Annotated in this window: 12 protein-coding genes, 6 tRNA genes, 5 rRNA genes and 1 other annotated feature; all 23 genes read left to right on the plus strand. The window is 50.2% G+C overall.

The annotated features are described in order from the left end of the window. The first annotated feature begins 66 nt into the window (after positions 1–66). The 23 genes from AC0VYQ_RS00465 to AC0VYQ_RS00575 all read left to right on the plus strand — a co-directional run bounded on the left by AC0VYQ_RS00465 (position 67) and on the right by AC0VYQ_RS00575 (position 21378). Positions 67–2981 (plus strand): 23S ribosomal RNA (locus tag AC0VYQ_RS00465). Positions 2982–3074: 93 nt separating this feature from the next. After that, a 5S ribosomal RNA gene (rrf, locus tag AC0VYQ_RS00470) occupies positions 3075–3190 on the plus strand. 8 nt (positions 3191–3198) lie between these two features. Beyond that, a tRNA-Val gene (locus tag AC0VYQ_RS00475) sits at positions 3199–3274 on the plus strand. Between the two features lie 15 nt (positions 3275–3289). Next, positions 3290–3365, plus strand: a tRNA-Thr gene (locus tag AC0VYQ_RS00480). A 61-nt stretch (positions 3366–3426) separates the two neighbouring features. Continuing rightward, positions 3427–3513: transfer RNA gene (locus tag AC0VYQ_RS00485), tRNA-Leu, on the plus strand. Between the two features lie 37 nt (positions 3514–3550). After that, positions 3551–3624: transfer RNA gene (locus tag AC0VYQ_RS00490), tRNA-Arg, on the plus strand. 6 nt (positions 3625–3630) lie between these two features. Then, positions 3631–3707: transfer RNA gene (locus tag AC0VYQ_RS00495), tRNA-Pro, on the plus strand. Between the two features lie 22 nt (positions 3708–3729). After that, a tRNA-Ala gene (locus tag AC0VYQ_RS00500) sits at positions 3730–3805 on the plus strand. Positions 3806–3933: 128 nt separating this feature from the next. Continuing rightward, positions 3934–5495: ribosomal RNA gene (locus tag AC0VYQ_RS00505) — 16S ribosomal RNA — on the plus strand. A gap of 167 nt (positions 5496–5662) precedes the next feature. Then, a 23S ribosomal RNA gene (locus AC0VYQ_RS00510) occupies positions 5663–8577 on the plus strand. 46 nt (positions 8578–8623) lie between these two features. Then, a 5S ribosomal RNA gene (gene rrf, locus AC0VYQ_RS00515) occupies positions 8624–8739 on the plus strand. Together the 16S, 23S and 5S rRNA genes with 6 tRNA genes alongside form the textbook arrangement of a ribosomal RNA operon. Before the next feature lie 140 nt (positions 8740–8879). Continuing rightward, positions 8880–9335: a CtsR family transcriptional regulator gene (locus AC0VYQ_RS00520; RefSeq protein WP_088835991.1), complete on the plus strand. Its 456-nt coding sequence runs from the start codon at positions 8880–8882 to the stop codon at positions 9333–9335. Between the two features lie 17 nt (positions 9336–9352). Beyond that, on the plus strand, positions 9353–9781 hold the full coding sequence (locus tag AC0VYQ_RS00525) for a hypothetical protein (protein WP_475403984.1): 429 nt from the start codon (positions 9353–9355) through the stop codon (positions 9779–9781). Beyond that, positions 9774–10847 (plus strand): protein arginine kinase, encoded by a 1074-nt coding sequence (locus tag AC0VYQ_RS00530; RefSeq protein ID WP_214846401.1) that lies wholly within the window; start codon positions 9774–9776, stop codon positions 10845–10847. Before AC0VYQ_RS00525 ends, AC0VYQ_RS00530 begins: the two co-directional genes overlap by 8 nt. Beyond that, positions 10847–13294 (plus strand): ATP-dependent protease ATP-binding subunit ClpC, encoded by a 2448-nt coding sequence (gene clpC, locus AC0VYQ_RS00535; protein ID WP_029332235.1) that lies wholly within the window; start codon positions 10847–10849, stop codon positions 13292–13294. The genes AC0VYQ_RS00530 and clpC overlap by 1 nt, the downstream gene beginning before the upstream one ends. A 77-nt stretch (positions 13295–13371) precedes the next feature. After that, positions 13372–14748, plus strand: coding sequence for a DNA repair protein RadA (gene radA, locus AC0VYQ_RS00540; RefSeq protein WP_475403985.1), 1377 nt, complete (start codon positions 13372–13374; stop codon positions 14746–14748). A gap of 130 nt (positions 14749–14878) precedes the next feature. Beyond that, the gene (locus AC0VYQ_RS00545; protein ID WP_475403986.1) at positions 14879–15970 is read left to right on the plus strand and encodes a PIN/TRAM domain-containing protein; all 1092 of its coding nucleotides are present in this window, start codon (positions 14879–14881) and stop codon (positions 15968–15970) included. 51 nt (positions 15971–16021) lie between these two features. Next, the gene (gene ispD, locus AC0VYQ_RS00550; protein ID WP_088835996.1) at positions 16022–16705 is read left to right on the plus strand and encodes a 2-C-methyl-D-erythritol 4-phosphate cytidylyltransferase; all 684 of its coding nucleotides are present in this window, start codon (positions 16022–16024) and stop codon (positions 16703–16705) included. A 2-nt stretch (positions 16706–16707) separates the two neighbouring features. Then, the gene (ispF, locus tag AC0VYQ_RS00555; protein ID WP_029332239.1) at positions 16708–17190 is read left to right on the plus strand and encodes a 2-C-methyl-D-erythritol 2,4-cyclodiphosphate synthase; all 483 of its coding nucleotides are present in this window, start codon (positions 16708–16710) and stop codon (positions 17188–17190) included. Between the two features lie 44 nt (positions 17191–17234). Then, a complete protein-coding gene (gene gltX, locus AC0VYQ_RS00560; RefSeq protein ID WP_214767893.1) occupies positions 17235–18680 on the plus strand; it encodes a glutamate--tRNA ligase in 1446 nt (481 codons plus the stop codon). Beyond that, positions 18680–18897, plus strand: a binding site (T-box leader). Its footprint overlaps the gene before it by 1 nt. Positions 18898–18942: 45 nt before the next feature. Beyond that, positions 18943–19626 carry a serine O-acetyltransferase gene (cysE, locus tag AC0VYQ_RS00565; RefSeq protein ID WP_214805997.1) on the plus strand — a complete coding sequence of 228 codons (684 nt, stop codon included), beginning with the start codon at positions 18943–18945 and terminating at the stop codon, positions 19624–19626. After that, positions 19580–20977, plus strand: a complete 1398-nt coding sequence (gene cysS / locus AC0VYQ_RS00570) for a cysteine--tRNA ligase (protein WP_475403987.1) — start codon at positions 19580–19582, stop codon at positions 20975–20977. Before cysE ends, cysS begins: the two co-directional genes overlap by 47 nt. Further along, complete coding sequence (locus AC0VYQ_RS00575; protein WP_214805995.1) at positions 20974–21378, plus strand: Mini-ribonuclease 3; 405 nt, start codon at positions 20974–20976, stop codon at positions 21376–21378. Before cysS ends, AC0VYQ_RS00575 begins: the two co-directional genes overlap by 4 nt. Positions 21379–21443: the final 65 nt, after the last annotated feature.

A 21443-nucleotide genomic window follows, 5' to 3' on the forward strand; every position in this document is an offset into this window, starting at 1 on the left:
CAACAAGACATCAAATTTTTTATAACCATGTCATTAGACGTGTGTTCTTAGAATACCAAAATGCTAGATCAAGGTATGAAGGGCGTACGGTGGATGCCTTGGCACTAGGAGCCGATGAAGGACGCGACGAACAGCGATATGCTTCGGGGAGCAGTAAGTATGCTTTGATCCGAGGATTTCCGAATGGGGGAACCCACCATCCGTAATGGGATGGGACATGTTACGTGAATACATAGCGTAGCGTGAGGCAGACCCGGGGAACTGAAACATCTAAGTACCCGGAGGAAGAGAAAGCAAATGCGATTCCCTGAGTAGCGGCGAGCGAAACGGGAACAGCCCAAACCGGAGAGCATGCTCTCCGGGGTTGTAGGACACTCTATACGGAGTCAAAAAGGAAGACAGTAGGTGAATGACCTGGAAAGGTCGGCCGAAGAAGGTGACAGCCCTGTAGCTGAAACTGTTTTCCCTCCAGAGTGGATCCTGAGTACGGCGGGACACGTGAAACCCCGTCGGAATCCGGGAGGACCATCTCCCAAGGCTAAATACTCCCTAGTGACCGATAGTGAACCAGTACCGTGAGGGAAAGGTGAAAAGCACCCCGGAAGGGGAGTGAAATAGATCCTGAAACCGTATGCCTACAAGTAGTCAGAGCCCGTTAATGGGTGATGGCGTGCCTTTTGTAGAATGAACCGGCGAGTTACGATAGCGCGCGAGGTTAAGCTGATGAGGCGGAGCCGTAGCGAAAGCGAGTCTGAATAGGGCGCCATAGTGCGTTGTCGTAGACCCGAAACCAGGTGATCTACCCATGTCCAGGATGAAGGTCAGGTAACACTGACTGGAGGTCCGAACCCACGCACGTTGAAAAGTGCGGGGATGAGGTGTGGGTAGCGGTGAAATGCCAATCGAACCTGGAGATAGCTGGTTCTCCCCGAAATAGCTTTAGGGCTAGCCTCGAGGTTGAGAGTTCCGGAGGTAGAGCACTGATTGGACTAGGGGCCCCCACAGGGTTACCGAATTCAGTTAAACTCCGAATGCCGGCAACTTATACTCGGGAGTCAGACTGCGAGTGATAAGATCCGTAGTCAAGAGGGAAACAGCCCAGACCGCCAGCTAAGGTCCCAAAGTGTATGTTAAGTGGAAAAGGATGTGGCGCTGCCTAGACAGCTAGGATGTTGGCTTAGAAGCAGCCACCATTCAAAGAGTGCGTAATAGCTCACTAGTCGAGTGGCGCCGCGCCGAAAATGTAACGGGGCTAAACATACCACCGAAGCTGCGGATTCCGTAAGGAATGGTAGGGGAGCGTTCCAAACCGCTGTGAAGCTGTACTGGAAGGAGCAGTGGAGCGTTTGGAAGTGAGAATGCCGGTGTGAGTAGCGAAAAGAGGGGTGAGAATCCCCTCCGTCGAAAGCCCAAGGTTTCCTGAGGAAGGCTCGTCCGCTCAGGGTTAGTCTGGACCTAAGCCGAGGCCGAAAGGCGTAGGCGATGGATAACAGGTTGATATTCCTGTACCACCGATCCACCGTTTGAACAATGGGGGGACGCAGGAGGATAGTGACGCATGCGGATGGAAGTGCATGTGTAAGTTTCGAGATTGTCTGATTGGCAAATCCGTCAGGCATCAAGATCGAGGAACGACGCGGAGTCCCCTAGGGACGAAGGTCACGATTTCACACTGCCAAGAAAAGCCTCTAGTGAGGTGGAAGGTGCCAGTACCGTAAACCGACACAGGTAGGCGGGATGAGAATTCTAAGACGCGCGGGATAACTCTCGTTAAGGAACTCGGCAAAATGGTCCCGTAACTTCGGGAGAAGGGACGCTCTACATGAGTAGAGCCGCAGTGAATAGGCCCAAACGACTGTTTAGCAAAAACACAGGTCTCTGCTAAATCGCAAGATGACGTATAGGGGCTGACGCCTGCCCGGTGCTGGAAGGTTAAGGGGATGGGTTAGCGCAAGCGAAGCTTTGAACCGAAGCCCCAGTAAACGGCGGCCGTAACTATAACGGTCCTAAGGTAGCGAAATTCCTTGTCGGGTAAGTTCCGACCCGCACGAAAGGCGTAACGATTTGGGCACTGTCTCAACGAGAGACCCGGTGAAATCATAGTACCTGTGAAGATGCAGGTTACCCGCGACAGGACGGAAAGACCCCATGGAGCTTTACTACAGCCTGATATTGAGGCTTTGTGCATGATGTACAGGATAGGCGGGAGACGTCGAGACCGGAGCGCCAGCTTCGGAGGAGTCACCCTTGGGATACCGCCCTTCATGCATAGAGTCTCTAACTCGCAGCCGTAATCCGGCTGGAGGACCGTGTCAGGCGGGTAGTTTGACTGGGGCGGTCGCCTCCTAAACAGTAACGGAGGCGCCCAAAGGTTCCCTCAGAATGGTTGGAAATCATTCGTAGAGCGCAAAGGCAGAAGGGAGCTTGACTGCGAGACCTACAAGTCGAGCAGGGACGAAAGTCGGGCTTAGTGATCCGGTGGTTCCGCATGGAAGGGCCATCGCTCAACGGATAAAAGCTACCCTGGGGATAACAGGCTGATCTCCCCCAAGAGTCCACATCGACGGGGAGGTTTGGCACCTCGATGTCGGCTCATCGCATCCTGGGGCTGGAGTAGGTCCCAAGGGTTGGGCTGTTCGCCCATTAAAGCGGTACGCGAGCTGGGTTCAGAACGTCGTGAGACAGTTCGGTCCCTATCCGTCGTGGGCGCAGGAAATTTGAGGAGAGCTGTCCTTAGTACGAGAGGACCGGGATGGACGCACCGCTGGTGTACCAGTTGTTCCGCCAGGAGCATCGCTGGGTAGCTACGTGCGGACGGGATAAATGCTGAAAGCATCTAAGCATGAAGCCCCCTCCAAGATGAGATTTCCCTTTGAGTAATCAAGAAAGACCCCTCAGAGACGATGAGGTAGATAGGTCACGGGTGGAAGCATGGTGACATGCGGAGCTGAGTGATACTAATCGGTCGAGGCCTTGTTCTAGCAGATGATTGTTGATGACTTCAGTTTTGAGGGCGCGAGCCTTTCAAAAAAAGTGCTTGACGTTATGGAAACATAATGTTAAGATAATAGATGTCTGGTGGCGATAGCCAAGTGGTCACACCCGTTCCCATGCCGAACACGGAAGTTAAGCACTTGAACGCCGAAAGTAGTTGGGGGCTTCCCCCTGTGAGGATAGGACGCTGCCAGGCGTACATATGGAGGATTAGCTCAGCTGGGAGAGCATCTGCCTTACAAGCAGAGGGTCGGCGGTTCGATCCCGTCATCCTCCACCATTTTTATTTACACTTGCCGGTGTAGCTCAGCTGGTAGAGCAACTGACTTGTAATCAGTAGGTCGCGGGTTCGACTCCTGTTGCCGGCACCATTTTCATTTGAATATCACCGAAGATTCTGATTTAGAATTTAGGTTCTACCTTTAAAACCCTGCCGGGGTGGCGGAACTGGTAGACGCACAGGACTTAAAATCCTGCGGGGGTTTCCCCGTGCCGGTTCGATTCCGGCCCTCGGTACCATTTTTAATTTTAATAACTGTTTGATCCATTATACCCCGCACCCTTAGCTCAGCTGGATAGAGTACTTGACTACGAATCAAGGGGTCGGGAGTTCGAATCTCTCAGGGTGCACTTTTTCGGGAAGTAGCTCAGCTTGGTAGAGCACTTGGTTTGGGACCAAGGGGTCGCAGGTTCGAATCCTGTCTTCCCGACCATCTTCAATTTAATCCCTTTAATGGGGCCTTAGCTCAGCTGGGAGAGCGCCTGCCTTGCACGCAGGAGGTCAGCGGTTCGATCCCGCTAGGCTCCACCAAATTTTATCTTTGACGAACTTTGAAAACTGAACGATGAGGCAAAAACGTATCTTCGGATACAAACAATGAATGAAGCGCAAGCTTCGTCAACGTGACTTTTAGTCACAAAAACGAGCAAGTCAAACACTTTATGGAGAGTTTGATCCTGGCTCAGGACGAACGCTGGCGGCGTGCCTAATACATGCAAGTCGAGCGCAGGAAGCTCGCGGAACTCTTCGGAGGGAAGCGAGTGGAATGAGCGGCGGACGGGTGAGTAACACGTAAGGAACCTGCCTCAAGGATTGGGATAACTCCGAGAAATCGGAGCTAATACCGGATAGTTCTTCGGACCGCATGGTCCGATGATGAAAGGCGCTTCGGCGTCACCTTGAGATGGCCTTGCGGTGCATTAGCTAGTTGGTGGGGTAATGGCCTACCAAGGCGACGATGCATAGCCGACCTGAGAGGGTGATCGGCCACACTGGGACTGAGACACGGCCCAGACTCCTACGGGAGGCAGCAGTAGGGAATCTTCCACAATGGACGAAAGTCTGATGGAGCAACGCCGCGTGAGTGATGAAGGTTTTCGGATCGTAAAACTCTGTTGTAAGGGAAGAACAGATACGAGAGGTAATGCTCGTATCCTGACGGTACCTTGCGAGAAAGCCACGGCTAACTACGTGCCAGCAGCCGCGGTAATACGTAGGTGGCAAGCGTTGTCCGGAATTATTGGGCGTAAAGCGCGCGCAGGCGGCCTTTTAAGTCTGATGTGAAAGCCCCCGGCTCAACCGGGGAGGGTCATTGGAAACTGGAAGGCTTGAGTACAGAAGAGAAGAGTGGAATTCCATGTGTAGCGGTGAAATGCGTAGAGATGTGGAGGAACACCAGTGGCGAAGGCGACTCTTTGGTCTGTAACTGACGCTGAGGCGCGAAAGCGTGGGGAGCAAACAGGATTAGATACCCTGGTAGTCCACGCCGTAAACGATGAGTGCTAGGTGTTGGGGGGTTTCCGCCCCTCAGTGCTGAAGCTAACGCATTAAGCACTCCGCCTGGGGAGTACGGCCGCAAGGCTGAAACTCAAAGGAATTGACGGGGACCCGCACAAGCGGTGGAGCATGTGGTTTAATTCGAAGCAACGCGAAGAACCTTACCAACTCTTGACATCCCCTTGACCGCTTGAGAGATCAAGTTTTCCCTTCGGGGACAAGGGTGACAGGTGGTGCATGGTTGTCGTCAGCTCGTGTCGTGAGATGTTGGGTTAAGTCCCGCAACGAGCGCAACCCCTATCCTTAGTTGCCAGCATTTAGTTGGGCACTCTAGGGAGACTGCCGGTGACAAACCGGAGGAAGGTGGGGATGACGTCAAATCATCATGCCCCTTATGAGTTGGGCTACACACGTGCTACAATGGACGGTACAAAGGGCAGCGAGACCGCGAGGTGGAGCCAATCCCAGAAAGCCGTTCCCAGTTCGGATTGCAGGCTGCAACTCGCCTGCATGAAGTCGGAATCGCTAGTAATCGCAGGTCAGCATACTGCGGTGAATACGTTCCCGGGTCTTGTACACACCGCCCGTCACACCACGAGAGTTTGCAACACCCGAAGCCGGTGAGGTAACCGTAAGGAGCCAGCCGTCGAAGGTGGGGTAGATGATTGGGGTGAAGTCGTAACAAGGTAGCCGTATCGGAAGGTGCGGCTGGATCACCTCCTTTCTAAGGAAAACGTCCCGTAAGGGACATGCCCATCGTTCAGTTTTGAGAGCTCGTCTCTCTAGTCTCGATAGAGACACTCGCACCTTGAAAACTGAAGACATCAACAAGACATCAAATTTTTTATAACCATGTCATTAGACGTGTGTTCTTAGAATACCAAAATGCTAGATCAAGGTATGAAGGGCGTACGGTGGATGCCTTGGCACTAGGAGCCGATGAAGGACGCGACGAACAGCGATATGCTTCGGGGAGCAGTAAGTATGCTTTGATCCGAGGATTTCCGAATGGGGGAACCCACCATCCGTAATGGGATGGGACATGTTACGTGAATACATAGCGTAGCGTGAGGCAGACCCGGGGAACTGAAACATCTAAGTACCCGGAGGAAGAGAAAGCAAATGCGATTCCCTGAGTAGCGGCGAGCGAAACGGGAACAGCCCAAACCGGAGAGCATGCTCTCCGGGGTTGTAGGACACTCTATACGGAGTCAAAAAGGAAGACAGTAGGTGAATGACCTGGAAAGGTCGGCCGAAGAAGGTGACAGCCCTGTAGCTGAAACTGTTTTCCCTCCAGAGTGGATCCTGAGTACGGCGGGACACGTGAAACCCCGTCGGAATCCGGGAGGACCATCTCCCAAGGCTAAATACTCCCTAGTGACCGATAGTGAACCAGTACCGTGAGGGAAAGGTGAAAAGCACCCCGGAAGGGGAGTGAAATAGATCCTGAAACCGTATGCCTACAAGTAGTCAGAGCCCGTTAATGGGTGATGGCGTGCCTTTTGTAGAATGAACCGGCGAGTTACGATAGCGCGCGAGGTTAAGCTGATGAGGCGGAGCCGTAGCGAAAGCGAGTCTGAATAGGGCGCCATAGTGCGTTGTCGTAGACCCGAAACCAGGTGATCTACCCATGTCCAGGATGAAGGTCAGGTAACACTGACTGGAGGTCCGAACCCACGCACGTTGAAAAGTGCGGGGATGAGGTGTGGGTAGCGGTGAAATGCCAATCGAACCTGGAGATAGCTGGTTCTCCCCGAAATAGCTTTAGGGCTAGCCTCGAGGTTGAGAGTTCCGGAGGTAGAGCACTGATTGGACTAGGGGCCCCCACAGGGTTACCGAATTCAGTTAAACTCCGAATGCCGGCAACTTATACTCGGGAGTCAGACTGCGAGTGATAAGATCCGTAGTCAAGAGGGAAACAGCCCAGACCGCCAGCTAAGGTCCCAAAGTGTATGTTAAGTGGAAAAGGATGTGGCGCTGCCTAGACAGCTAGGATGTTGGCTTAGAAGCAGCCACCATTCAAAGAGTGCGTAATAGCTCACTAGTCGAGTGGCGCCGCGCCGAAAATGTAACGGGGCTAAACATACCACCGAAGCTGCGGATTCCGTAAGGAATGGTAGGGGAGCGTTCCAAACCGCTGTGAAGCTGTACTGGAAGGAGCAGTGGAGCGTTTGGAAGTGAGAATGCCGGTGTGAGTAGCGAAAAGAGGGGTGAGAATCCCCTCCGTCGAAAGCCCAAGGTTTCCTGAGGAAGGCTCGTCCGCTCAGGGTTAGTCTGGACCTAAGCCGAGGCCGAAAGGCGTAGGCGATGGATAACAGGTTGATATTCCTGTACCACCGATCCACCGTTTGAACAATGGGGGGACGCAGGAGGATAGTGACGCATGCGGATGGAAGTGCATGTGTAAGTTTCGAGATTGTCTGATTGGCAAATCCGTCAGGCATCAAGATCGAGGAACGACGCGGAGTCCCCTAGGGACGAAGGTCACGATTTCACACTGCCAAGAAAAGCCTCTAGTGAGGTGGAAGGTGCCAGTACCGTAAACCGACACAGGTAGGCGGGATGAGAATTCTAAGACGCGCGGGATAACTCTCGTTAAGGAACTCGGCAAAATGGTCCCGTAACTTCGGGAGAAGGGACGCTCTACATGAGTAGAGCCGCAGTGAATAGGCCCAAACGACTGTTTAGCAAAAACACAGGTCTCTGCTAAATCGCAAGATGACGTATAGGGGCTGACGCCTGCCCGGTGCTGGAAGGTTAAGGGGATGGGTTAGCGCAAGCGAAGCTTTGAACCGAAGCCCCAGTAAACGGCGGCCGTAACTATAACGGTCCTAAGGTAGCGAAATTCCTTGTCGGGTAAGTTCCGACCCGCACGAAAGGCGTAACGATTTGGGCACTGTCTCAACGAGAGACCCGGTGAAATCATAGTACCTGTGAAGATGCAGGTTACCCGCGACAGGACGGAAAGACCCCATGGAGCTTTACTACAGCCTGATATTGAGGCTTTGTGCATGATGTACAGGATAGGCGGGAGACGTCGAGACCGGAGCGCCAGCTTCGGAGGAGTCACCCTTGGGATACCGCCCTTCATGCATAGAGTCTCTAACTCGCAGCCGTAATCCGGCTGGAGGACCGTGTCAGGCGGGTAGTTTGACTGGGGCGGTCGCCTCCTAAACAGTAACGGAGGCGCCCAAAGGTTCCCTCAGAATGGTTGGAAATCATTCGTAGAGCGCAAAGGCAGAAGGGAGCTTGACTGCGAGACCTACAAGTCGAGCAGGGACGAAAGTCGGGCTTAGTGATCCGGTGGTTCCGCATGGAAGGGCCATCGCTCAACGGATAAAAGCTACCCTGGGGATAACAGGCTGATCTCCCCCAAGAGTCCACATCGACGGGGAGGTTTGGCACCTCGATGTCGGCTCATCGCATCCTGGGGCTGGAGTAGGTCCCAAGGGTTGGGCTGTTCGCCCATTAAAGCGGTACGCGAGCTGGGTTCAGAACGTCGTGAGACAGTTCGGTCCCTATCCGTCGTGGGCGCAGGAAATTTGAGGAGAGCTGTCCTTAGTACGAGAGGACCGGGATGGACGCACCGCTGGTGTACCAGTTGTTCCGCCAGGAGCATCGCTGGGTAGCTACGTGCGGACGGGATAAATGCTGAAAGCATCTAAGCATGAAGCCCCCTCCAAGATGAGATTTCCCTTTGAGTAATCAAGAAAGACCCCTCAGAGACGATGAGGTAGATAGGTCACGGGTGGAAGCATGGTGACATGCGGAGCTGAGTGATACTAATCGGTCGAGGCCTTGTTCTAGCAGATGATTGTTGATGACTTCAGTTTTGAGGGCGCGAGCCCGTCGTCTGGTGACGATAGCCAAGTGGTCACACCCGTTCCCATGCCGAACACGGAAGTTAAGCACTTGAACGCCGAAAGTAGTTGGGGGCTTCCCCCTGTGAGGATAGGACGTTGCCAGGCAATTGAAAAAGACCGATCTGCATCTTGCAGGTCGGTCTTTTTGTGTATGTTCATTTAGAGTTAAATTATTTGCAATTCACTTTTAAGATGATTACTATTAAATCAAACAATAGTCAAAGATGGTCAGAGAGGTGGTGCCCATGCAAAACATCACAGATATCATCGAAGCCTATTTAAAACAAATCTTAAATGATGAAACAAAAGTTGAAATCAAACGTCAAGAAATTGCCCAGCGTTTTGATTGTGTCCCTTCCCAAATCAATTATGTCATCAACACACGTTTTACAGTCGAAAAAGGCTATTTTGTCGAAAGTAAGCGTGGTGGTGGAGGGTATATCCGGATTCAGAAAATCGTTTTGCTAGATAGTCACGATCTCTTAGACGAGATGAGTGCCTGGGTCGGTGATCAATTAACCGAACAGGCTGCTGAAGATTATTTGATTCGATTAATGAATGAACAATTATTAACGCGACGTGAAGCGATTATCATCCAAGCGTTGTTACGAAAAGAAAGTCTACCGATGGATGTAGAAGATCAACACCGGATGCGAGCGCATCTGATGCAATCACTTCTCCAAACCATCAAGCGATTGTAGCATTGGAGGAATGCCATATGCGATGTCAACGTTGTTTAAAGCGCGAGGCAATCGTACGTGTCAAACTTCCACAAGAAACGGAAGGAGCAGAGCGTGTTTTATGTTCTGTATGTGTCCGAGAGCTTGCGCGCGAGTATCAAGGTACAACGTGTCCTTCTTGTGGTATGACACGACAACAGTTGTTGCATTTGAGAAAAGTTGGTTGTGCGACGTGTTACACCGTATTTAAGGATGAAGTCGATGGAATGGTCCGTCAATTCCAGCATGGCCACTCCAAACATTATGGATCACGCGCTGATGAAGAATCAGTCGAAAAGCGTTTGAAGCAACAGTTAAGCCGGTTAAAAGAACAACTCAATCGGAAGGTCTTGTCAGAAGATTACGAAGAAGCTGAACTGATTAAACAACAGATTGTTAGCGTCGAGGAGGATTTGCGCCATGTTTAAAGAATTATTGACGCATCCTTTAAGTGAAAAAATGAATCAACAAGCCCCTTATGATGACATCGTCGTCTCGACACGGATTCGTTTAGCTCGAAATGCGATGCAATATCCGTTCTCGACGATGCTGTCGGAAAAAGAGGCGAATGAACTGATTGATGAAACGGAACGCCAGTTGAGTGGACTAAAAGGATTCCGATTTGGACGGGTCGACCAGGCGGATGCGCTGACACGGACTGCTTTAGTGGAAAAACATTTAATCAGTCCCGCACTTGCATCCCATCCACGGACGGGATTGTTTATTAGTGAAGATGAACAGATTAGCGTCATGGTGAATGAAGAAGATCATTTCCGGATTCAAACATTGTTTCCGGGTCTACAACTCGAAGAAGCTTTTCGGATCGCGAAACAAGTCGATCAATTGATTAGTGAACGTTTTAAGATTGCCTTTGATGATACACTCGGTTATTTGACGACCTGTCCAAGCAATGTCGGGACAGGACTTCGCGCTTCTGTCATGCTACATCTACCTGGACTTGTCTTGACGAATCAGATTCAAGGATACGTCAAACACTTGAGACAGCTTGGTTTTGCGATTCGTGGCCGGTATGGTGAAGGCAGCGACGCCTCTGGGCGGATGTTTCAACTGTCGAATCAACGGACTCTTGGAGCGAGTGAAGATATGTTGATTACGGATTATCTTTTTGCTGTTGAAGCATTAATTGAGGCAGAACAGGCCGCAAGAAAAGGATTATTGGAGATGTATCAAGAAGAACTAGAAGACCGGTTATACCGGTCGTATGGCATTTTAACATCCGCCCGTTTAATTACGGCACGAGAAGCAACGGAACGTCTATCCGATGTTCGCTTAGCAGATGGGCTAGGACTAGCTGTCAATCTCGCACCGAATGTGTTCCATCATTTACTTGTATCCTTACAAACAGGTTTTCTACAAAAGCATTTCGGGAATCAATTAACAACAAGAGAACGGGACATCGAGCGAGCGAATGTGATTCGTCAGATGTTAACCGAACAGAAACACAGGGATCACACACAAGGAGGTTTTGCGTAATGATGTTTGGACGATTCACAGAACGTGCCCAACGCGTACTCGCACTTGCACAGGAAGAAGCGGTACGACTCGGACACCATAATATCGGGACAGAACATATTTTACTCGGGCTTGTACGTGAAGGAGACGGGATTGCTGCGAAAGCTTTAACAGCACTCGGACTCAGTTCAGATAAAATTCAAATGGAAGTCGAAGCATTGATCGGTCGTGGACAAGATGGTGCGACGACGATTCACTATACACCACGTGCAAAAAAAGTCATCGAACTTTCGATGGATGAAGCACGTAAGCTCGGTCATTCGTATGTCGGCACGGAGCACCTCTTACTCGGCTTGATTCGTGAAGGAGAAGGTGTCGCGGCACGTGTCTTGAACAACCTTGGAATCAGTCTCTCTAAAGCACGTCAGCAAGTATTGCAACTGCTTGGGAACAGCGAAACGACAGCTAACGCATCACAAGCAGGCTCAGGCGTCGCGACGCCAACGCTAGATGGCTTGGCACGCGACTTGACGCAACAAGCACGTGAGACACGTCTCGACCCAGTCATCGGACGCGCAAAAGAAATTCAACGTGTCATCGAAGTCTTGAGTCGTCGGACGAAAAACAACCCGGTTTTGATTGGGGAGCCAGGTGTTGGTAAAACAGCTGTCGTCGAAGGACTCGCCCAACAAATCATCAACAATGAAGTGCCGGAAACGTTACGGAATAAACGCGTCATGGTTCTCGACATGGGGACGCTCGTCGCCGGGACGAAATACCGTGGTGAGTTCGAAGACCGTTTGAAAAAGGTCATGGATGAAATCCGTCAAGCTGGAAACATCATTCTCTTCATCGACGAATTGCACACATTGATTGGTGCAGGTGGAGCAGAAGGCGCAATCGATGCGTCGAACATTTTAAAACCATCGCTTGCGCGTGGTGAACTCCAATGTATCGGTGCGACGACACTTGACGAATACCGTAAATATATCGAAAAAGATGCAGCGCTTGAGCGTCGTTTCCAACCAATTCAAGTCGCTGAACCAACAGCGAACGAAGCAACACAAATCTTGTTTGGTCTTCGTGACCGTTATGAAGCCCACCACCGTGTCACGATCACGGATGAAGCGATTCAAGAAGCGGTGACGCTTTCTGACCGTTACATCTCGGACCGTTTCCTACCGGATAAAGCAATCGACTTGATTGACGAAGCGGCTTCAAAAGTTCGTCTTCGTTCATATACAGCACCACCGAACTTAAAAGAAGTCGAAGCAAAACTTGAAGGTATCCGAAAAGATAAAGACGAAGCCGTCCAAAGCCAAGAATTCGAAAAAGCAGCAAGCTTACGCGACACAGAGCAAAAACTTCGCGATGAGCTCGAGCGCTTAAAAGAAGAATGGCAGAACAAACAAGGCAATGAGAAGCTTGAAGTCACAAAAGATGATATCGCGCAGGTCGTCGCGAGCTGGACGGGCGTACCGGTAACGAAAATCGCTGAAGAAGAAACCGATCGTTTGCTCCGTCTCGAAGAAATTCTTCATAGTCGGGTCATCGGTCAAAATGAAGCGGTCAAATCAATCTCAAAAGCAATCCGTCGCGCACGTGCTGGACTTAAAGATCCTAAACGTCCAATCGGTTCATTCATCTTCCTCGGTCCAACGGGTGTCGGTAAAACGGAACTTGCCCGTGCCGTCGCAGAATCGATGTTTGGTGACGAGGATGCCATCATCCGAATCGACATGTCAGAATACATGGAGAAACATGCGACAAGCCGTCTCGTCGGCTCACCTCCAGGGTATGTCGGGTATGAAGAAGGCGGTCAATTGACTGAAAAAGTACGCCGTAAACCATACTCCGTCATTTTGCTTGATGAAATTGAAAAAGCTCACCCTGAAGTCTTCAACATCTTGCTTCAAGTGCTCGATGATGGACGTCTTACGGATTCAAAAGGCCGGACAGTCGATTTCCGTAATACGATCATCGTCATGACGTCGAACGTCGGTGCAAGTGCCCTTAAACGGAACAAGTACGTCGGGTTCGCAGTGTCGGACGATACGGACCGCGAATACAAAGACATGAAGGGGAAAGTCATGGATGAGTTGAAAAGAGCCTTCCGTCCAGAGTTCTTGAACCGGATTGACGAAACGATCGTCTTCCACTCACTTGAGAAAAAACACATCGAAGAGATCGTCAAACTCATGGCGAAGACTCTCGAAAAACGCCTTGCGGAACAACAGGTTCACTTTGAATTGACACCTGCCGCGCTTTCGAAGATTGCCGACATCGGATACGACCCAGAATACGGAGCTCGCCCAATCCGTCGTGCACTTCAACGAGAAGCTGAGGATCGTTTGTCGGAAGCATTGCTTGCGGGAGACATTCAAAAAGGAGAACGTGTTGCACTTGATGTAGAAAACGATGAATTCATCGTCCGCCGCCACCAAGTGGAACCGGCAACGACAGAATAAGTGATCAACAGGGTCCAGCTTTCGCAAGTACGAAGCGAAAGCTGGGCTTTTTCTTGGATAGAGAAAGGATGAACAGAGTGGCTAAAATGAAGACGAAATTTGTTTGCCAAAGCTGTGGGACGGAGTCACCGAAATGGATGGGACGCTGCTCCGGCTGTGGGGAATGGAATACGATGGTCGAAGAAGTCGTCGAGGAGAAGAAAGCACGACGCGGTTCCGCTTTTGTCCATACGACGACGAAACAATTGAAACCGGAACGCCTCGCAAATATCGTCTCACAAGAAGAAAGTCGTGTCTTCACGGGGAGTAGTGAATTTGACCGTGTGCTCGGCGGCGGGATTGTGCCCGGATCGATGGTCCTCGTCGGAGGTGACCCGGGGATTGGGAAATCGACGATTCTGTTACAGACAAGTGCCCGCCTTGCACAACGCGGCGAAAAAGTCCTCTATATCTCAGGCGAGGAATCGCTCAAACAGACGAAACTCCGCGCTGAACGGCTCGGTTTACCGACTCAAGACTTATTCGTGCTCAGTGAAACGGACATGAATATGATTGAGCGGGTCGTCGACGAAGAAAAACCAGGCTTTTTAATCATCGACTCGATTCAAACGGTCTATATCGATGAGGTTCAGTCGGCCCCTGGTAGCGTCACGCAAGTGCGTGAATGTACGGCGATGCTGATGAAAATCGCGAAGAGTCGCGGCATTGCCATCTTTATCGTCGGTCACGTCACGAAACAAGGTTCGATTGCCGGACCTCGTTTACTCGAACACATGGTCGATGCCGTCCTGTACTTCGAAGGGGAACGTCACCATACGTTCCGGATCCTCCGTGCCGTCAAAAACCGGTTTGGTTCGACGAACGAGATTGGAATCTTTGAAATGCGGGAGTCTGGTTTAGAAGAAGTCTTGAATCCATCGGAAATCTTCCTCGAGGAGCGGACGTCCGGTGTATCGGGTTCGACAATCGTTGCTTCGATGGAGGGGACACGGACTGTTCTCGTTGAGTTACAAGCCCTGATTTCACCGACATCATTCGGTAATCCACGCCGTATGGCAACAGGGATTGACCAAAACAAAGTGGCCTTGCTGATGGCAGTGCTTGAGAAACGATCTGGTTTACTGCTCCAGACACAAGATGCCTATTTGAAAGCAGCTGGTGGCGTCAAGTTAGATGAACCAGCGATCGACCTCGCAGTCTGTGTCGCGATTGCCTCGAGTTTTCGCGACAAGCCGACACGTCCGACAGACGTCGTCATTGGCGAAGTCGGTTTAACGGGAGAAGTCCGGCGCGTCTCACGGATTGAGCAACGCGTCGCAGAAGCTGCGAAGCTCGGATTCACACGAGCCATCATTCCGAAAAACAATCTCGGGGGATGGACCTATCCGGACGGCATCACGGTCATCGGTGTCGAAAGTGTTGACGAAGCGTTACGCGAAACCATCCCGTTTTAAACGCCTGAAATGCAGGAAAAGATGGGGAGGCTGTAATGGATATGTAAACAGTTTCCCCACCTTAAGGCGTAGGTGATTCAAATAAATACATGTTACAATGAACTTAAAATAATAGAAGGAGGTGGGAAGATTGAAAATCATCATTCGAATCTTTTTCGCGTTACTCGGTCTTGCGCTTGGTGTCTTGTTATTGCCCCAGTTATTTCAATTAATTGAAGCGGCGACAGGGATGACTTTCCCGGAATGGTTGATGACGACATACGTAACCGGAACGATTGGTGCACTCATATTTTTATTAATTGGATTATTCATTACGGATGCGGTTATTCGACTTCTCCGATTTTTAGAAGAAAAACTAGTAAAGGCGCCCGCTGCAGATTTATTCTTTGGAACATTTGGTCTCTTGCTAGGTCTCGTGATGGCATTTCTCGTCAGCATGTTGATCGAACTTGTCGGGATTCCGCTGCTTAGTAATGTCTTAACCATTTTCGCGACTGCCTTATTCGGATACCTCGGCTTTACGGTCGGATATCGCAAACGGCATGAGTTGACGAAAATCTTTTTACGGTCAAACAGTAGTAACTCGGATAAAAAGTCGACACCGGAACCCGTTGTTGTCGCAAAATCAAACAGTAAAGTACTCGATACGAGTGTTATCATCGATGGACGGATCACAGATATCGCGAAGACCGGATTTGTCGAAGGGAAACTGATTGTTCCGCAATTCGTGATTGGGGAACTTCAATACATCGCCGATTCATCGGATACATTAAAGCGAAATCGTGGACGCCGGGGGCTTGACGTCTTAAAAGAACTCCAATCAATCCCCGGTATGGAAGTCGAAATTTATGATGGTGACTTCGAGGAGGTACCAGAAGTCGACATCAAACTGATTAAGCTGGCAGAGTTGATGAAAGGGATTGTCGTTACGAACGATTACAACTTGAATAAAGTGTGTGAAGTCCGGAACGTACCCGTCTTGAACATCAATGATTTAGCAAATGCCGTCAAGCAAGTTGTGATTCCGGGTGAAGAGATGATGGTGCTTGTCATCAAAGAAGGAAAAGAGCAAAAGCAAGGGATTGCCTACCTCGAAGATGGTACGATGGTCGTCGTCGAAGGTGGTAAACACTTGATTTCGAAAACGATTGGTGTTGTCGTGACGAGTGTCCTTCAGACGTCTGCTGGACGGATGATTTTTGCGAAGCCACAAGAAAAATAAGGGACTGCCACAACTGTGGCAGTCTTTACTTATGAGAAAAGAGGGAATGCAGTGATAGAACAGACATACCGCGTCGTCATTCCGGCAGCTGGTGCCGGAAAAAGAATGGGCGCAGATCGTAATAAACTGATGCTGCTGTTACGGGACCGTTCAATCATTGAGTGGACACTCGATGTGTTTGAAGCCGATCCCTTATGTGAAGAAATCATTCTTGCCATCAATCCGGCGGAACAAGTCTGGTTTGAGCAAGTGACGGACCGATACGCAACGCCTGTACGCCTTGTTGCCGGAGGACGGGAGCGACAAGAAAGTGTCTTACGCGGACTGGAAGTCATCGAAGCACCCGGGATCGTGTTGATTCATGACGGCGCCCGGCCATTCATCGAACAGACAGCGATTCATGCCGTCGTCGCGGCGGCAGTCGAGCACAAAGCAGCGATTCTCGCCGTCCCGGTCAAAGATACGGTCAAACGGATCATCGGAGAGACGATCGTCGAAACGGTTCCGCGTGACGAACTGATGGCAGCTCAAACGCCGCAAGCCTTCGACCTCGACACGATCCGAACCGTCCATCAAAAAGCAGCAGAACACTATTTAGGTACAGATGATGCAAGTTTGATAGAATGGGACGGAGGAAAGGTGACGCTCGTCACCGGTCAGTATGAAAATATTAAAGTGACGACACCGGATGATTTATGGTTTGGTGAAGCGATCCTAATGAAACGAGGGAAATAACGATGATTCGAATTGGACAAGGTTTTGATGTACATGCATTCGCAGAAGATCGGAAACTCATTTTAGGTGGGATTGAAATCCCACATACGAAAGGATTACTCGGTCACTCGGATGCGGACGTCTTGCTCCATACGATTGCGGATGCAGCACTCGGAGCGATTGCAGAAGGGGATATCGGAAAACATTTTCCGGACACCGATCCTGAGTTCAAAGATGCGGACTCCGCTAAACTGCTCGAACATGTCTATGCACTCGTCAAACGTAAAGGATATGAATTGAGTAACTTAGACGCGACCGTCATCGCGCAAGCGCCTAAATTACGCCCGTACATCGATACGATGCGTGCGCGGATTGCGGAACTGCTTGAAGCGGACATCGAGCAGATCAATGTCAAAGCGACGACGACTGAATGGCTCGGGTTTACAGGGCGTGAAGAAGGAATTGCGTGCCAAGCTGTGATTCTGCTGAAACGAATCGAAGAATAAGGTATACTAATTAAGCGAATTTGAGACTAAAGGAGTGATCGGCAATGGCAGAAGTACGTGTACGTTATGCACCAAGTCCGACCGGGCACCTTCATATTGGGAATGCACGGACGGCTTTATTCAACTATTTGTTCGCACGTCATGCGGGCGGGAAAATGATTTTACGGATTGAGGATACGGACCAAAAACGAAACATTGATGGTGGCGTTGAAAGTCAGATGAAGTACCTCGAGTGGCTCGGAATCGATTGGGATGAAGGTCCAGGCCGCGGTGGCGATTACGGTCCTTACTTCCAAATGGAACGGCTTGATCTTTATCAAAAATACACAGACGAGTTACTTGAAAAAGGACTCGCCTACCGTTGCTACATGACCTCGGAAGAACTTGAGGCGGAACGTGAAGCACAAATCGCACGTGGTGAAGCACCGCGTTATTCAGGTGCACACCGAGATTTATCGCAAGAACAAGAAGACGCATTCGTCGCGGAAGGACGGACACCATCGATTCGGATTCGTGTACCGGAAAGCGTGACATATACGTGGAACGATATCGTCAAAGAAGACGTATCGTTTGAATCAAAAGACTTCGGGGACTGGGTCATCGTCAAAAAAGACGGAATCCCGACGTATAACTTCGCCGTTGTTGTCGATGATCACTTGATGGCAATCAGCCATGTCTTACGTGGAGACGACCATATCTCGAATACACCGAAACAGATGATGATTTATGATGCGTTCGGTTGGGAGTATCCAACATTTGGTCACATGACGCTCATCGTCAACGAAGAGCATAAAAAACTGTCGAAACGTGATCAATCAATCATTCAGTACATCGAGCAGTATAAAGACCTCGGGTATCTCCCGGAAGCGTTACTTAACTTCGTGACGTTGCTTGGTTGGTCGCCGGTCGGAGAACAAGAAATCTTTACGAAAGAAGAATTCATCGAAATCTTTGATGCGTCCCGCCTGTCGAAGAGTCCAGCTGTTTTCGATCAACAAAAACTCGCTTGGATCAATGGACAGTACATGAAACATCAATCGTTCGAAGAAGTATTCGAAGCGAGTCTTCCATTCCTTCAAGCAGCAGGACGCGTCTCAAACGAGCCGTCAGCAGAAGAACTCGACTGGGCGAAGAACCTCGTCGGACTTTACCGTGAGCAGATGACACACGGAGCGGAAGTCGTTGAGCTTTCAGAGATGTTTTTTGAAGATGAAGTGGTGTATGATGAAGAAGCAAACACTGTCTTGAGTGGCGAAACGGTTCCGACCGTCTTAGCTGAATTCGCGAACCAATTGCGGACACTTGAAGAGTGGACGCCGGAAGCGATCAAAGCATCGATTAAGGCAACACAAAAAGCAACCGGTCAAAAAGGAAAAAATCTGTTCATGCCAATCCGCGTCGCAACGACGGGACAAACACATGGTCCAGAACTTCCGAATACGATTCAACTATTAGGAAAAGACCGCGTACTTGCGCGACTAGACGTATAAATAAAGCGTAGATGAGGAAAGTAGTGTCAATGTTTCTTCTCCAGAGACAAGCTTGTGTGGTGCGAGAGCTTGAAGAAAATTGCCATGAAATGCCCCTCTGAGTGCTACCCGAAATCAGTGAGAGTAGGCGTAGACGTATCTCCGGCGTTAACGGACACGGAGAGGGACGAGTGATTCGTCCAAACAGAGTGGGACCGCGCTAATTAGCGTCTCTGTGCAGCGATGCACGGGGGCGCTTTTTCTTATGGAGAGGAGATTGAACATGACACGTATACGAGAAGACATTCGCAATGTATTCAACCAAGACCCGTCTGCACGCAGTAGCATTGAAGTCATCTTGACGTACCCCGGCTTACATGCGATTTGGATGCACCGTGTAGCCCATCGGTTATGGAAGTTGAACTTAAAGTTACTGGGGCGAAGCATTTCACAGTTCAGCCGCTTCTTGACAGGGATCGAAATTCATCCGGGTGCGACGATTGGTCGTCGCTTCTTCATCGACCATGGGATGGGTGTCGTCATCGGAGAAACAGCCATCATCGGCGACGATGTGACGATTTTTCAAGGCGTGACGCTCGGCGGGACGGGCAAAGAGACGGGCAAACGTCATCCGACGCTCGGTAATGGCGTGCTCGTTTCAGCCGGAGCACGTGTACTCGGTGATATTTCGGTCGGCGATGCATCAAAAATCGGGGCAAGCTCAGTCGTCCTGAAAGACGTCCCTGCTAACGCAACCGTCGTCGGGATTCCGGGACGTGTCGTCATCCAGGACGGAATGAAAGTCGAGGCCCCTCTCGATCACCGTCTACCGGATCCTGTTAGTGAGTGCCAGGAACGGATTGAAATTGAAATCGATGAACTAAAACGGGAAATTGAACGAATCAAAGGAGGACTTCGGAATGATACAACTCTACAACAGCATGACCGGAAAAAAGGAACCATTTAAACCGTTAGAAGAAGGTAAGGTCAAGATGTACGTCTGTGGACCGACCGTCTATAACTATATCCACATTGGTAATGCCCGCCCGGCAATCGTCTTCGATACAGTCCGCCGCTACTTTACGTACCGCGGTTATGAGGTTCAGTACGTCTCGAACTTTACGGATGTCGATGATAAAATCATTCGGACGGCAAATGAACTCGGTGAAGATTATCATGACTTAACGAAACGTTTCATTGCCGCGTATCATGCAGATACTGGCGCTTTGAACGTGCAACAAGCGGACGTCCATCCGCTCGTTACGGAGACGATGGATGATATCATCGACTTCATCAAAGTTCTCGTTGAAAAAGGAAATGCCTATGCTTCAGGCGGAGATGTCTACTTCCGGACACGGAGTTTTGAGACGTATGGTCAGTTGAGTCAGCAATCGATTGATGAATTACAATCGGGCGCGCGGATTGAAGTCGGCGAGAAAAAAGAAGATCCACTCGATTTCGTTCTTTGGAAAGCCGTTAAGCCGGACGAACCGTCTTGGACAAGTCCATGGGGTGAAGGACGTCCGGGCTGGCACATCGAGTGCTCGGCGATGGCAAAGAAATACCTTGGCGATACGATTGATATCCATGCCGGTGGACAAGACTTGAAATTCCCGCACCATGAAAATGAAATTGCCCAGTCGGAAGCATGCAATTCTCAAAAATTCGCGAACTACTGGATGCACAATGGATTCGTCAACATCGAAAACGAGAAGATGTCGAAATCACTCGGAAACTTTTTGACGGTCCATGAAGCGATTCAAGTCGTCGATCCAATGGTCTTACGCTTCTTCATGCTGTCTGTTCAGTATCGTCATCCGATCAACTACAGCCGTGAGCTGATTGATCAAGCGGTCAACGGTCTCGCGCGAATTCGGGAGTCGGTCGCAAACGTCGAGCATCGTCTCGCGATGACGGCAGATCTCGGAACGGCAAACGAAAAATGGTTAAAGCGGATTGAAGGCATCAAGCAACATTTCATCACGTCGATGGATGATGACTTCAATACAGCGAATGCTGTAACGGATTTGTTCGATTTATCGAAAGAAGCAAATCTTTATCTTGCAGAAGCACAAGTGTCAAAAGAAGTTCTTGAGCGCTTCCTGACCGTTTTCAATGAATTGTCGGGCGTATTAGGTGTAACGTTGACGGTCGACCGCGGACTGCTCGACGAAGAAGTCGAACAGTTGATCACAGAACGAAACGAAGCACGGAAAAATCGTGATTTCGGACGGGCAGATGAAATCCGCGATCAGTTACGCGACCAGGGCATCTTGCTTGAAGATACAGCGCAAGGGATGCGGTGGAAGCGCGGATGAAGAACTATAAACAATTGAACGCGCTCGCGCTCGCCTATATGGGAGACGTCGTCTATGAGATGCATGTAAGAGAGCGACTACTTGACCGTGGTTTCGTCAAACCAGGCGAGTTGCATAAAGCGGCGGTCCAGTATGTCCGGGCGCAAGCACAGGCGACCGTCGTTACACATTGGCTCAATCAGGGAACACTGACAGAAGAGGAACAAGCCGTCGTCCGGCGTGGGAAAAATGCGAAGTCCGGTTCTGTACCAAAAAGTACGGATGTCCATACGTACCGCTACGCGACGGCGTTCGAAGCATTGTTAGGCTACATTTATCTTTCAGAAGGAGGGGATCGTCTTGAAGAACTCATCGGGCAAGCGTTCGAATTACTCGAAGCCGAAACGACAGACGGAAAATAACCCAGTCGATCAAGGACAGCGCCCTAAGACTGGCGAAAAACGAAAACGTGTTGAAAAGAAACAAG

Source organism: Exiguobacterium sp. QJM3NY_9 (assembly GCF_056173545.1).

Bases quoted from the DNA above. Each gene is read 5' to 3' on its own strand.
- gltX (WP_214767893.1), top strand. From the start codon at position 17,235: ATGGCAGAAGTACGTGTACGTTATGCACCAAGTCCGACCGGGCACCTT.
- clpC (WP_029332235.1), top strand. From the start codon at position 10,847: ATGATGTTTGGACGATTCACAGAACGTGCCCAACGCGTACTCGCACTT.
- AC0VYQ_RS00530 (WP_214846401.1), top strand. From the start codon at position 9,774: ATGTTTAAAGAATTATTGACGCATCCTTTAAGTGAAAAAATGAATCAA.
- AC0VYQ_RS00575 (WP_214805995.1), top strand. From the start codon at position 20,974: ATGAAGAACTATAAACAATTGAACGCGCTCGCGCTCGCCTATATGGGA.
- AC0VYQ_RS00525 (WP_475403984.1), top strand. From the start codon at position 9,353: ATGCGATGTCAACGTTGTTTAAAGCGCGAGGCAATCGTACGTGTCAAA.
- ispF (WP_029332239.1), top strand. From the start codon at position 16,708: ATGATTCGAATTGGACAAGGTTTTGATGTACATGCATTCGCAGAAGAT.
- cysS (WP_475403987.1), top strand. From the start codon at position 19,580: ATGATACAACTCTACAACAGCATGACCGGAAAAAAGGAACCATTTAAA.
- cysE (WP_214805997.1), top strand. From the start codon at position 18,943: ATGACACGTATACGAGAAGACATTCGCAATGTATTCAACCAAGACCCG.
- AC0VYQ_RS00520 (WP_088835991.1), top strand. From the start codon at position 8,880: ATGCAAAACATCACAGATATCATCGAAGCCTATTTAAAACAAATCTTA.